General features: G+C 67.0%; 13 protein-coding genes. 1 reads left to right on the top strand and 12 read right to left on the bottom strand.

Annotated elements, in window-relative coordinates; genetic code table 11:
- Positions 1-76: 76 nt before the first annotated feature.
- The 4 genes from P7F68_RS00065 to gcl all read right to left on the bottom strand — a co-directional run bounded on the left by P7F68_RS00065 (position 77) and on the right by gcl (position 4,189).
- Positions 77-499, bottom strand: coding sequence for a DUF3830 family protein (locus P7F68_RS00065; RefSeq protein ID WP_002924371.1), 423 nt, complete (start codon positions 497-499; stop codon positions 77-79).
- A gap of 121 nt (positions 500-620) precedes the next feature.
- Positions 621-1,505 (bottom strand): 2-hydroxy-3-oxopropionate reductase, encoded by an 885-nt coding sequence (locus P7F68_RS00060; protein WP_277829654.1) that lies wholly within the window; start codon positions 1,503-1,505, stop codon positions 621-623.
- 70 nt (positions 1,506-1,575) lie between these two features.
- Entirely contained in the window at positions 1,576-2,355 is a 780-nt protein-coding gene (hyi, locus tag P7F68_RS00055) for a hydroxypyruvate isomerase (RefSeq protein WP_277829652.1), read from the bottom strand.
- 58 nt (positions 2,356-2,413) lie between these two features.
- Positions 2,414-4,189, bottom strand: a complete 1,776-nt coding sequence (gcl, locus tag P7F68_RS00050; protein ID WP_277829650.1) for a glyoxylate carboligase — start codon at positions 4,187-4,189, stop codon at positions 2,414-2,416.
- A gap of 240 nt (positions 4,190-4,429) precedes the next feature.
- Here gcl and P7F68_RS00045 point away from each other — a divergent pair, with 240 nt between their 5' ends.
- Positions 4,430-5,380, top strand: coding sequence for a LysR family transcriptional regulator (locus tag P7F68_RS00045; RefSeq protein WP_002924362.1), 951 nt, complete (start codon positions 4,430-4,432; stop codon positions 5,378-5,380).
- Here the strand turns inward: P7F68_RS00045 and P7F68_RS00040 are convergent.
- From P7F68_RS00040 to P7F68_RS00005, 8 genes are all read right to left on the bottom strand, one after another.
- The gene (locus P7F68_RS00040) at positions 5,377-5,892 is read right to left on the bottom strand and encodes an AmiS/UreI family transporter (protein WP_002924361.1); all 516 of its coding nucleotides are present in this window, start codon (positions 5,890-5,892) and stop codon (positions 5,377-5,379) included. The two genes, P7F68_RS00045 and P7F68_RS00040, sit on opposite strands and share 4 nt — an antisense overlap.
- Positions 5,893-6,028: 136 nt before the next feature.
- Positions 6,029-6,829, bottom strand: a complete 801-nt coding sequence (locus P7F68_RS00035; RefSeq protein WP_002924358.1) for a GntR family transcriptional regulator — start codon at positions 6,827-6,829, stop codon at positions 6,029-6,031.
- A 114-nt stretch (positions 6,830-6,943) separates the two neighbouring features.
- Positions 6,944-7,918 carry an ABC transporter ATP-binding protein gene (locus tag P7F68_RS00030; RefSeq protein WP_277829643.1) on the bottom strand — a complete coding sequence of 325 codons (975 nt, stop codon included), beginning with the start codon at positions 7,916-7,918 and terminating at the stop codon, positions 6,944-6,946.
- Positions 7,915-8,949, bottom strand: coding sequence for an ABC transporter ATP-binding protein (locus tag P7F68_RS00025; RefSeq protein WP_277829640.1), 1,035 nt, complete (start codon positions 8,947-8,949; stop codon positions 7,915-7,917). The genes P7F68_RS00030 and P7F68_RS00025 overlap by 4 nt, the downstream gene beginning before the upstream one ends.
- A gap of 5 nt (positions 8,950-8,954) precedes the next feature.
- Positions 8,955-9,860, bottom strand: a complete 906-nt coding sequence (locus tag P7F68_RS00020) for an ABC transporter permease (protein ID WP_277829638.1) — start codon at positions 9,858-9,860, stop codon at positions 8,955-8,957.
- Between the two features lie 3 nt (positions 9,861-9,863).
- Positions 9,864-10,817: an ABC transporter permease gene (locus P7F68_RS00015; RefSeq protein ID WP_002924350.1), complete on the bottom strand. Its 954-nt coding sequence runs from the start codon at positions 10,815-10,817 to the stop codon at positions 9,864-9,866.
- Between the two features lie 120 nt (positions 10,818-10,937).
- Positions 10,938-12,581: an ABC transporter substrate-binding protein gene (locus P7F68_RS00010; RefSeq protein ID WP_277829633.1), complete on the bottom strand. Its 1,644-nt coding sequence runs from the start codon at positions 12,579-12,581 to the stop codon at positions 10,938-10,940.
- Positions 12,582-12,817: 236 nt separating this feature from the next.
- Positions 12,818-12,951 (bottom strand): ureidoglycolate lyase (locus P7F68_RS00005; RefSeq protein ID WP_277830539.1); only part of this gene is annotated, 134 nt, incomplete at its 5' end.

Below are 12,951 nucleotides of genomic sequence, written 5' to 3'. Positions count from 1 at the left end.
TGTCTCTTGGTCGTTGCAGTCGAGCGCGATCATGCCCGCGCGCTTGGTGGCGCCTGGATGCCGGCGAGGCTCTCCGTCAGCGCTCTCCCAGGTCGGTGAAGCGGATCCACTGCGCGCCCTTCCACAGCACCGTCCGCCCCATCTCGTAGAGCTGGTCCATGCCCTCGACCACGGTCAGGAAGTGGTTGCCCGCGAGCTGGCCCATCTTGCTGGCGAAGCAGCTGCTGCCGTACGCGAACAGGATTTCGGTCTCGGAGAAGCCGCCGGGATAGAGCAGGATGTCACCGCGCGAAGGATGGCTGGTGTGGTTCTCGAAACCCAGGCCGGTATCGAACTCGCCCAGCGGCACCCATACGGCCTCGCCGCTCCAGCGCGAGTGGATCACCTGGTTCGAGAACGGCAGCAGGTCCAGGAAGGCGGCGCAGGTCTTGGGCGCGGCAGCTTCTTCCAGGCGGGCGACGAAGCGGAACGAGCCGACGTCGATGGCGAGGTGGCGCATCGGAATCTCCTTCGGTGGGTGGGTGGCACGTCGGGGATAACGTGCCACCCGGGTTACGCCGATCCGTGCCGGCGCTTTGTGATTATGGGCTGTAAGGGGTTGGGGGCGGACCGGCGAGCGCTTACTGCCCGATTTCGAAGTTGGCCATCTTCTCGAGCGCGCGCACCATCGCCGAGTGGTCCCACTTCGCGCCGCCGTGCGCGCTGCAGGCGTTGAACAGCTCCTGCGCGGTGGCGGTGTTGGGCAGCGACACGCCGAGCTGGCGGGCGGTGGTGAGCGCCAGGTTGAGGTCTTTCTGGTGCAGCTCGATGCGGAAGCCCGGGTCGAAGCTGCGCTTGACCATGCGTTCGCCATGCACTTCGAGGATGCGCGAATTGGCGAAGCCGCCCATCAGCGCCTGGCGCACCTTGGCCGGGTCGGCACCGGCCTTCGCGGCCAGCAGCAGGGCCTCGCCCACCGCCTCGATGTTGAGTGCGACGATGATCTGGTTGGCGACCTTGGTGATCTGGCCGTCGCCGTTGCCGCCGACCAGGGTGATGTTCTTGCCCATCAGTTCGAACAGCGGCCTGACCTTGTCGAATGCCGCCTCGCTGCCGCCGACCATGATGGTCAGGCTGGCTGCCTTGGCGCCGACCTCGCCGCCGGAGACCGGGGCGTCGAGGTATTCGCAGCCGAGCGCGTTGATGCGCTTGGCGAAGTCCTTGGTGGCAACCGGTGAGATCGAGCTCATGTCGACCACGATCTTGCCCGCCGACAAGCCGGCCGCGACGCCTTCCGGGTTGAACAGCGCGTCCTCGACGTGCGGGGTGTCGGGCACCATGGTGATGATGATGTCGGCCTTGCGTGCGACCTCAGCGCCGTTGGTGCAGGGCTGGGCGCCGGCTTCGAGGAGCACGGCGGGGGTGTCGCCACGGGTGTGGGTGAAGACGGTATGGCCGCCCTTGATGAGCTTGCCTGCCATGGGGGTGCCCATGATGCCGAGGCCGATGAAGCCAATGTTTGCCATGATCTTGTTTCCTGGATGTGATTGAAGCCGGGTCATTCTTTGCAGGAGCGCCGCAAGGCGCGAGCCTGTCTCAACCCGCGAGTGCCTGGATCCAGCCCAGCCCCTCGCGGGTGCCTGCGGCGGGCTTGTATTCGCAGCCGATCCAGCCGTCGTAGCCGAGCCGGTCGATGAAGCCGAACAGCCAGGCATAGTTGATCTCGCCGCTGCCGGGCTCGTTGCGGCCGGGGTTGTCGGCGATCTGCATGTGGGCGATCCGCGGCAGGTGCTTGGCGATCGTGTTGGCGAGTTCGCCCTCCATGCGCTGCATGTGATAGATGTCGTGCTGCAGGTACAGGTTGCTTGATCCGACTTCATCGATCAGTGCGATCGCCTGCGCCGTGCGGTTAAGGTAGAAGCCGGGGATGTCGAAGGTGTTGATCGGCTCGACCAGGAGGCGGATGCCGGCCTCTGCGAGCTTGCCAGCGGCAAAACGCAGGTTGGCGACGAAGGTCTCGTGCACCTTGCCCCTATCCACGCCGGCCGGCGCAATGCCAGCGAGACAGTTCAGTTGCCTGCAGCCGAGCGTGGTGGCGTAGTCGAGCGCACGGCCGACGCCGTCCTGGAACTCTCCGACCCGGTCCGGATGGCAGGCGATGCCGCGCTCGCCGCCTTCCCAGTTGCCGGCCGGCAGGTTGTGCAGGACCTGCACCAGGCGGTGCTTGTCCAGGCGCTCGGCAAGCGCGTCCTTGTCGAACGCATACGGGAAAAGGTACTCCACGCCCTTGAAGCCCGCTTCCGCGGCCGCCTCGAAGCGGTCGAGAAAGGGCACCTCGTTGAAGAGCATGGTCAGGTTGGCGTTGAACTTGGGCATGTCGTGTTCTCCGTGGTTCGCTTGCGCCCCGCGGCGGCGGGGCGGGGTGAGGCAGGGGTCAGTCGAGCATCGAGATCGCGGTCGGCGCATCCGCGCCCCTCTCGGCGAGTTCCTCGAACTCGTTGATGGCGTTGATCTCGGTACCCATCGAAATGTTGGTGACGCGCTCGAGGATGATCTCGACCACCACCGGCACGCGGTATGTCTCCATCCACTGCTGCGCCTTGGCGAAGGCGGGCTGGATCTCCTCCGGCGTGCGCACGCGGATCGCCTTGCAGCCCAGACCCTCGACCACGCCCACGTGATCGACGCCGTAGCCTTCGGTCTCCGGTGCGTTGATGTTCTCGAACGCGAGCTGCACACAGTAATCCATGTCGAAGCCGCGCTGCGACTGGCGGATCAGGCCGAGGTAGGCATTGTTCACCAGCACGTGGATGTAGGGCAGCTTGAACTGTGCGCCGACCGCCAGCTCCTCGATCATGAACTGAAAGTCGTAGTCGCCTGAGATCGCCACAACCTTGCGCTGCGGGTCGGCTGCGCACACCCCGAGCGCGGCCGGGATGGTCCAGCCGAGTGGGCCAGCCTGGCCGCAGTTGATCCAATTACGCGGCTTGTAGACATGAAGGAACTGCGCGGCGGCGATCTGCGACAGGCCGATCGTGCTGACGTAGCAGGTGTCCTGGCCGAAGACGCGGTTCATCTCCTCGTACACGCGCTGCGGCTTCATCGGCGTGTTGTCGAAATGCGTCTTGCGCTGCATCGTGCGCTTGCGCTGCTGACATTCGGCGGTCCAGGCGCTGCGGTCGGGGAGCTGGCCAGCAGCCTTCATCTCGCGCGCCACTTCGATCAGGCGGTCGAGTGCCGCGCCGGCGTCCGAGACGATGCCGTAGTCCGGCCCGAAGACACGACCGATCTGGGTCGGCTCGATGTCCACATGCACGAACTTGCGGCCCTCGGTATAGACCTCGACCGAGCCGGTGTGGCGGTTGGCCCAACGGTTGCCGATGCCGAACACGAAGTCGGACGCCAGCATGGTGGCGTTGCCGTAGCGATGTGCGGTCTGCAGGCCCACCATGCCGGCCATGAGCGGATGGTCGTCGGGGATCGTGCCCCAGCCCATCAGGGTCGGGATGACCGGCACGCCGGTGAGCTCGGCGAACGCCTGCAGCTTGGCGGCGGCGTTGGCGTTGATCACGCCGCCACCGGCGACGATCAGCGGGCGCGCGGCGGCGTTGAGCATGGCCATCGCCTTCTCGGCCTGGGCGCGAGTGGCGGCGGGCTTGTAGGCGGGCAGTGGCTCGTAGGTGTCGATGTCGAACTCGATCTCGGCCATCTGCACGTCGAAGGGCAGATCGATCAGCACCGGGCCGGGACGGCCCGAGCGCATGATGTGGAAGGCCTGCTGGAACACGCGCGGAACCAGCGCCGGCTCGCGCACCGTCACGGCCCACTTGGTCACCGGCTTGGCGATCGACTCGATATCGACCGCCTGGAAGTCTTCCTTGTACAGGCGGGCGCGCGGCGCCTGGCCGGTGATGCACAGGATGGGGATGGAGTCTGCCGAGGCCGAGTACAGCCCGGTGATCATGTCGGTGCCGGCCGGGCCCGAGGTGCCGATGCACACGCCGATGTTGCCCGGATTGGCGCGGGTGTAGCCTTCGGCCATGTGCGAGGCGCCCTCGACGTGGCGACCGAGGATGTGCTGGAAGCCGCCATTCTTCTTCATCGCCGAGTAAAGCGGGTTGATCGCGGCGCCGGGCACGCCGAACACCGTGCTCACGCCTTCCTTGCGCATCACCGCGGCTGCGGCATCGACTGCTCTCATGCGGGCCATTTTCGTCTCCTGGGGTGGATGTCGTTGAAATCGATGGCTGAAGCATACGAGCCTTCGCGAGCTGCCTGAATTGGGCTGGCGGTCGGTTCTGTCGATATGTAAAGTATCGACCGAGGGCTTTGACGGGTTCTCGCGCGCACTATCTACGGGTCTTTATGGGCCGTATTCGAAGTGGACATGACTCGAATGTATGTTCCGCCAGGGGCTTGAGCACCCCGCGTCCGAGTATCTGGAGGAGACATGGATCGCTATACCGAAATCCGCAGCTTCGTGCTGGTGGCGGAGAAGGGCAGCTTTGCAGCGGCTGCACTGGTCGAGGGCGTCACGCCGGTCGTCATGGGACGCCGCCTGGATGCGCTCGAGCGCCGTCTTGGCGTCAAGCTCATGCACCGATCGACGCGGGGTCTCACGCTCACCGAGCTCGGCGAGCAGCTCGTCGACCAGGGCCGCAGCCTGCTGCGCGAGTTCGACGAGATCGAGCGTGCGCTCAGCGCGGGGCGCGACGTGGTACGGGGCCACCTTGTCGTCTCCGCCCCTGCCGCCTTTGGCCGTCGCCACGTGGCGCCGCATGCAACGGCGTTCAAGGCCTTGCACCCGGAGCTGCGCATGTCGTTCAACTTCACCGACAGCCTGGTCGACCTGGTGCGGGAGGGTTACGACATGGCGATCCGCATTGGTGAGGTCACGGATCCCAACTATGTTGCGGTACGCCTGTTCCCCAACCGACGGGTGGTATGTGCCACCCCGGACTACTTCGAACGCCATGGTATTCCGCGCCAACCCGAGGATCTCGCCCGTCACAACTGCCTGGCCTTCAACCTTGCCGGTGGCCAGCAGCGCGGGTGGACCTTCCAGCGCGACGACAAGCTGTTTGCGGTGCGGGTCGAGGGCGACCTGGCCTGCAACGACGGCGAGCTCCTGTTCGACTGGGTTCGCCAGGGACTCGGGGTGGGTTGGCGGTCGACCTGGGAGATCCAGGCCGAGCTCAAGCGCGGTGAGCTGGTCACGGTGCTCGACGAGTTTGCCGTGCCCAGCTACGACATCCAGGCGGTGTATCCGCAGCAACGCCACTTGCCGGCGAAGGTGCGTCGATTCATCGACCACCTGAAGGCGATCTATAACGCACCGGGCTACTGGGAGGCGCCGCGCGCAGCAGAAGGGGGCGTGCGCAGCGGAAAGGGCGCCGCCTAGTGCAGGGTGCCGGTCAGCAGCAGGTAGCCCGGCAGCCAGCCCGTGAATATCCCCTGGCCGATGGCGACGGCGGCGGTCAGGCGCACGATCCGCTTCTGCAATGCGAGCAGCAGGAAGAACAGCAGCCACAACACCGCCCACGCGGCCCAGGACAGGCCGAGCCACCAGTCCCGGGCGCTCGCCGCCTGGCCCAGGCTATCGATCGCCACCGGTACGGCGGTGATCGCAACGAACAGGCTGAACCATCCAAGGCCGCGCCCGTCTGCACCGGTGAAGCGGTTGTAGGCGACCCACAGGTAGGTGAATGAAAACAGCAGGGATAGTGCAGCTGCCCGAATCGAAGCGCTGTCGGCATCGGCGCCGAAGGCAAGCCTGAGGGACACCAGCAGCGTCAGCCCGCCGGTAAACAGGTTGATGATCGAGATCTCGCGATCACCGATCCGTTCGAGCATCCACAGGCCGTTCAGGATCAGTACGGCGCCGACATAGAACAGTGAGAGGCCGAGGAGCATGAGGCTTGGGCGTTGGTTTCGAAGGCCGTTGTCGCCGGTGCGCGGCGACGCTGGACGCGAAGTTTAGGCCCGAGCTCCCGGGGCAGGGTGCGCGCGTGCCTATAAGGCACATCAGCGACTGCGTATCTGCCCTTGTTCAGGCCTTCAGCAAGGCCTCGAATACCGACTCGAGATCGAAGTGCTCATCATCGTCGTCCAGTCTCAGCGTCTGCTCCACATGCTTGAGGTGCACCAGCAGCTGTTCGCGTGCGCCCTCGCCGTCGCCCCGGCGGATGTGCTCGACGATGTCGAGGTGCTCGTGGTCCTTGCAGGCGCTGGCGTCCGGGGAGTCGTACAGCGAGATGATCAGGCTGCTGAGCGCAACCAGACGACGGGTGATGTCGATGAACAGGCTGTTGCCCGTGAGCTCGGCCAGCAGTAGGTGGAAATCCCCGGTCAGCCGGGTAAGGGCGGCGTGGTCATGCGCCAGGCGTGCGGCACCCTCCTGGGCGAGATGCGCCTCAAGGCGCTCGAGCGCCTCGGGCGTGATTCCCTGGGCAAGGGTCTCGACCACCGCAGTCTCGATCGCGCGCCGTGCGGCGAAGACCTCACTGGTTTCGCGTGCGCTCGGACTCGCGACATAGGCGCCGTGATTGGGCTTGAGGGTGATGATGCGGTCCTGCGCAAGACGGAAGAAGATCTCGCGCAGTCGCGTGCGGCTGACACCGAACACCCGGCAAAGGCGCTCCTCCGACAGCTTGGTGGCGGGGGGCAGCTTGCGGTGCGCGATGGCCTCGAACATCAGGTCGTAGATGCGCTGGTTGTCGAGGGCTGGCGCAGCCGAAGTGCCCCCGGCATCGCGGGCGCGTGGTGCGCGCCGGCGTTCGGATGCCTCGTCGGCAAGGACGACGGGTGTCTCGGGCGACTTGCGGGGGCGGGCCGGGCGGGTTGTGGGCATGTGGCAACACTGGGTTTATCGCACAACCCTCATTTTCGTGGGCTCTGCGCGCGACGTAAACGGATAAGGTGAGGATCTCATGCCGATTGCGCACAAATAGTTTGTGCACGCCTCTCAGCGAGCGCTTGCCGGCTGTATGCAACGCAGCAGGCGGTCGCCGTCCATACGTGCAGGGGGCAGCGGATCGTGGCAGCTCGCACTCGCGAGGGTGCAGCGCGGTGCGAATGCACATTCGGGAATGCGCCGCGTCAGCTGCGGGGGTGAGCCGGGGATCGCGTTCAGCGCCTGGCGGCGGTCCATGCCCGGATGCACCGTCGCCGCCAGCAGGCCCTGGGTGTAGGGGTGCCAGGGCGCGCGCATGACGGTGTCGATCGGCCCCTGCTCGATGACGCGTCCGGCGTACATCACGGCCGTGCGGTCGGCGACCTCGATGGCGACGCCAACGTCGTGGGTGACGAAGATCATGCTCATGCCCATCTCGCGCTGCAGTTCCTTGAGCAGCAGGAGAACCTGGATCTGCACCGTGGCGTCGAGCGCGGTGGTCGGCTCGTCGGCGAGCAGCACCTTCGGCCGGCACGACAGCGCGAGCGCGATCATCGCGCGCTGGCGCATGCCCCCGCTCATCTCGTGCGGATAGGCGTCCAGGCGCTTGCGCGCCGAAGGGATCTGCACGCGCTCGAGCATCTCCAGCGCGCGGGCGCGGGCATCGGCCCGGCTGCAGCCCTCGTGACGGCGTACTGCCTCGCAGATCTGTTCGCCGATCGTGAACACCGGGTCGAAGGCGAGCATCGGCTCCTGGAACACCATCGCCACCGTCTTGCCGCGCAGGCGCGACAGCGCGCCGGCGTTCATCGCCAGCACGTCCTCGCCGGCTATGCGGATGCTGCCCTCGATGCGGGTCTTGTGCGCCGGGTGCAGCCGCATCAGCGACTTCATCGTCACGCTCTTGCCGCAGCCCGACTCGCCGAGCAGGGCGAGCGTCTCGCCGGGCGCCAGGTCCAGATCCACGCCGTCGACGGCATAGATCGGCCCTTCCTCGCTGCGGAAGGTGACACGCAGGTCACGGACTTCGACCATTGGGTGGCTCATGCGGGCAACTCCTCGAGGGTGATCACGCGGCTGTAGCCGGAGTCCGGCTGCAGGCGGTGGCAGGCGGCGACCTGCTGGCCGGTGACCCGGCGCAGCGCGGGCACCTGCTGTGCGCACACCGGCTCGGCATGCGGGCAGCGCGGGTGGAAGCGACAGCCGGCGGGCGGCGCGATCGGGTTGGGTGGGTCGCCTTCGAGCACCGCGTGCTGGCGGCGCTCGCCCGGCGTCTGCGCCGGCACCGAGTCGAGCAGGGCGCGCGTGTAGGGGTGCAGCGGGCGCGCGTAGAGCTCGGCCACCGGGCCGGATTCGACCACCTGGCCGAGGTACATCACCATCACCTCGTCGCTGACGTACTGCACCACGTTGAGGTCGTGCGAGATGAACAGGTAGGTGAGGTCGAACTCGCGCTTGAGCTCGGCGAGCAAGTTCAGCACCTGGGCCTGTACCGATTTGTCGAGTGCAGACACGGCCTCGTCGAGGATGACGATCTCCGGCCGGATCGCCAGCGCGCGCGCGATGTTCACCCGCTGGCGCTGGCCGCCCGAGAGCTCGTGCGGATAGCGGCGGATGAACACGTCCGGCTTGAGGCCGACGCGGTCGAGCAGGTCGCGCGCCAGCGCCCGTGCGGCATTGGGGGCGATGCCGTGGATCTGCGGCCCGAAGGCGATACTGTCCTCGATGGTCAGGCGCGGGTTGAGCGAGGCGTAGGAATCCTGGAACACCATCTGCATGTGCTTGCGCAGCGCCGTCAGCGGGTGGCGGCCAACGCCGTTGCCGAACGCCTGGCCGCGGATGCGGATGCGCCCCTCGTCGGGTTCGATGAGGTGCATCAGCAGGCGGGCGGTGGTGGATTTGCCGCAGCCCGATTCGCCGACGATGCCCAGCGTGCGCCCGCGATGGACGTCGAAGCTGACGCCCTCGACGGCGCGTACCCACTGGCGCGGGCGGCCGAAGAAGTCGCGCCCGGCGGCGAAGTGCTTCTTCAGGTCCTGGACCTGGAGCAGGGGGGCGGAGGGGGTTGGAGTGTTCATGGCGTTCACCGCTTGATGTCCATGGCGCTGCGCAGCCCGTCCGAGAGCAGGTTGAAGCACAGCGAGGTGATGAAGATCATCAGGCCAGGCAGCACCGAGACCCAGGGCTGCAGGTAGATGGACTGGCGCAGGGTGTTGAGCATCAGGCCCCACTCCGGTACCGGCGGCTTCACGCCCAGACCGAGGAAGCTCAGGCCGGCGGCGAGGATCATGCATACCGATACCAGGCTGGTGGCGTAGATGAACACCGGGCCGAGCACGTTGCCCAGCACATGCACGCGGATCAGCGTGAATGCGCCGGCGCCGGTCGCGCGTGCCGCGTCGACGAAGTCGAGGTTGCGCACCGAGGTGGTGATGCTCTCGGCCACGCGCGCGATCGGTGGGATGAACACCAGGGTCAGCGAGATGATCGCGTTGGCGAAGCCGGCGCCGAGCGCGCCCGAGATCGCGATCGCCAGCAGCACCGCCGGGAAGGCGAAGAAGACGTCGGTCGTGCGCATGATCACGCTGTTGAGCCAGCCGCCGAAGAAGCCGGCCACCACGCCCAGGCCGGTGCCGACGACGAAGGCGATGAACACCGGCAGCAGGCCCATCACCAGGCTCATGCGGCCGCCGTGCATCAGGCGCGACAGCATGTCGCGGCCCAGCTCGTCGGTGCCCAGCCAGTGGCCCGGGGTGCCGATCGGCGCCAGGCGCTGGCTCATCACCCCTTGCGCGGGGTCGTGCGGGGCCAGCCAGGGTGCCAGCAGCGCCATCAGCATCAGGCCCAGCAGCAGCCCGGCGCAGCCCATCGACACCTTGTCGCGGCGCAGGCGCAACCACACCGTGGCCCAGTAGCCGCGCGAGCGCAGCGGCGCCACGACCGTGGCCGGCGCTATGGCGGCGGCCGTGGTGGAAGACGCGTTCGTCATCGTTCAGCTCCTCTTGATGCGCGGGTCGAGCAGGGTCTGCACGACATCCACCAGCAGGTTGAGCGCGACGAAGAACATCGCCAGCACCAGGATGATGCCCTGCAGCAGCGGGATGTCGCGCTGGAAGATCGCGGTGTTGAGCAGAAAGCCGGTGCCCGGCCAGGAGAACACCGTCTCCACCAGGATCGAGCCGCCCAGCAGGTAGCCGAACTGCAGGCCCATCACCGACAGCACGGTGGGGGCGGCGTTCTTGGCCACGTGGCGGGTGATGGCCAGCGCGCCCAGGCCGCGCGCGCGCAGTGCGCTGACGAACTCGGCGTTGAGGATCTCGGCCACCGTGGCGCGCACGGTGCGGGTGACGATGCCCATGGGGATGAAGCACATCGTCACCGCCGGCAGCACCAGGTACTGCAGGTGGGCCCAGTCCCAGCGCCATTCGCCCGAGCCATCCGCGCCCGCGCCCATCGAGGGCAGCCAGTCGAGCTGCACCGAGAACACGATCACCAGCACCAGGCCGAGCCAGTAGTGCGGCACCGATACGCCGGTGATCGCGATTGCGGTGGCGAGCTTGTCGATCCAGCGCCCGTTGAAGAAGGCGGCCAGCGTGCCGAGCACGATGCCGCCGCCAAAGCCGATCACTGCCGCGGCGACTGCCAGCAGCAGGGTATTGCCGAGGGCGAGCGCGATGTCACCCATCACCGGGCGTCCGGTGGCCACCGACAGGCCGAGGTCGCCCTGCAGCGCGCGCTGCACCCAGGCCCCGAACTGCACCACCAGCGGGCGGTCCATGCCGTAGGCCTGCTTGATCGCGGCGACCACCTCGGCCGGGGCGTCGGCGGGGATCACCGCCGTCAGCGGGTCGCCAGGGGCGAGGTGGACCAGCGAGAAACACACTGCGGCCACCGCGAGTGCAATCGGAATCGCATACAGGATGCGCTTGAAGATGAATGCGAACATGCTTGCCCTCCAGTCCGGGAAGCGGCCGGCGTACGCCCCCCCATTCGAGCAGGGGCGCTCAGGCGCGGCCGGTGGATGGCCGGCGGGGCGTGCCTAGCGCACACCGCCGCCGGTGCCGGATCACGGCTTCATGTGGACCGGGGTGAGGTCCTGGAACCAGCTCTTGGCCTGCACGAAGCCCTGCACGCGGCTGCTCATCGCGCGCGGACCGACGTCATGGCCGACGAACAGGAAGGGCGCATCCTCGACCAGGGTTTCGTGCAGCGCGGTATAGACGCGGCGGTTCTCCGCGGGGTCGAAGGCGGTCTGCAGCTCGCCGATCAGGGCGTCGACCCTCGGGTTGGCGTAGTAGCCCCAGTTCAGCGACACCGGCGCCACGTTGCGGCTGTCCATGAAGCGGATGATCGCGGCGAAGGGGTCGTGGGTGGCGAAGGTGATGTTGGTGGCGTGGGCGCCGAGCGAGGCCGGGTCCTTGGCGCCCTGGCGCCAGTTGTTGAACAGGGTCTCCCACACCAGCACCTCGAACTCGACCTCGATGCCGACCGCCTTCAACTGCTGCTGGATCAGCTCGTTCATCGGCAGCGGCTGCATCTGCCCCGAGCCCGAGGCCGAGATCAGCACCTTGGCGCGCAGCGGCTTGTCCGGGCCGTAGCCGGCTTCGGCGAGCAGGGCCCTGGCAGCCGCGGGGTCGTGGCGGATCTCGAAGGCGGGCTTGCCGAAGGCCGGGTCGTCCGGCAGCAGCAGGCCCTGCGCCGGCACCATGTTGCCGCCGAGGAGCTGGCGAATCGCCTCGCGGTCGACCGCCAGGTTGGCGGCCTGGCGTACGCGCTTGTCGAGCCAGGGCGAGCCCTCGGCGAAGCTGAACTGCCACGGCCAGATGTGCGGATAGCCGTTGCTGGTGACGGTGAAGCCGCGGCTGCCGAGCATCGGCAGCATGTCGGCCGGCGGGTTCTCAACCCAATCCACCTGGCGCGACAGCAGGGCATTGGCACGGGTGTTGCCCTCGGGGATGGGGATCAGCACCAGGCGGTCGGCCTTGGCGCGGCGCGCCGGGTTCCAGTAGTCGGTATTGGGGACCAGCACCGCACGTTCGCGCGGGGTCAGGCTCTCGAGCTTGAACGGGCCGGTGCCCGAGGGCTGGGTCTCGAAGGCATTCCAGTCACGGCCGAGCTTCTCCCACTGCGCCGGGCTGGAGAAGAACATGAAGGGCAGCTGGTTGAGCAGCATCGCGTTCGGCGTCTTGGTGGTGATCTCCACCGTGTAGTCATCCACCTTGCGGATGCTCTCGTAGGCCGGCAGGCGAGCGACGACCTGTGCGGCCTGCTTGGCATCGAACTGCGGCGCGGTCTGGTCGAAGACCTTGGCGAAGTTGAACACTACCGCGTCGGCGTTGAAGGTCGAGCCGTCGTGGAAGCGCACGCCCTCGCGCAGCTTGAAGGTCCACTTGCGCGGATCCTCCTTCGACACGCTCCATTCGGTGGCGAGCTGCGGCACCAGTGGCGCGGCGCGGTCGGCGCTCGACAGGTCCCAGCTCACCAGTGCGTCGTAGAGCGTCATGCCGGTGAAGCGCACGCCCTCGAAGCCGGAGTTGGGTGCGCCCGAGGTGAGCGGAATGTCGGAGGCGGTCATGCCGATGCGCACGGTACCCTGGGCGAGTGCAGTCGAAGGCAGGGTGGCGCCGATGGCGAGCGCAGACAGCAGGCCTGCGCCAAGGACCGTGTGGCGCAGTGCGCGCGGGGTGCGTAGGGCGGCGAGAGGCTTCATGAAGATCTCCTGTGGGTGAGGTGATCTTCTCTAAGCATCTCTCGTGACAGATTGTAAAAATCGCTGTATCGATTTAAGAATACAAAAAATAATAAGTAAAAACAGTTTGTTGTGATTGTTTTCTGGTTTGCTGACAGGTGTGCTCACGGCCCTGTCTGTGGCGTGCATGCACCGCATTCGTGTGCGGTCCAGGGCTTGCGCACTGTCCTGGCGCATGGCAGCCCCGGGGTGTGACTTCAGCCCGGCGCTGCGATCCTGCCCGGGGTCTCGAGCTGGATCTCGTCGCAGTTGTGCCCTGGTCCGCTGCGGTCGATGACGATGAAGTCGCAGATTTCGTCGAGTGCGAGCAGGGGGTGGTGCCAGACGCCGG

It is taken from the genome of Thauera mechernichensis, assembly GCF_029588855.1.
Taxonomy (GTDB): Bacteria; Pseudomonadota; Gammaproteobacteria; order Burkholderiales; family Rhodocyclaceae; genus Thauera; species Thauera mechernichensis.
Note: the sequence above shows the minus strand (reverse complement) of the source record. Positions and strands in the feature narration are given on the sequence as shown.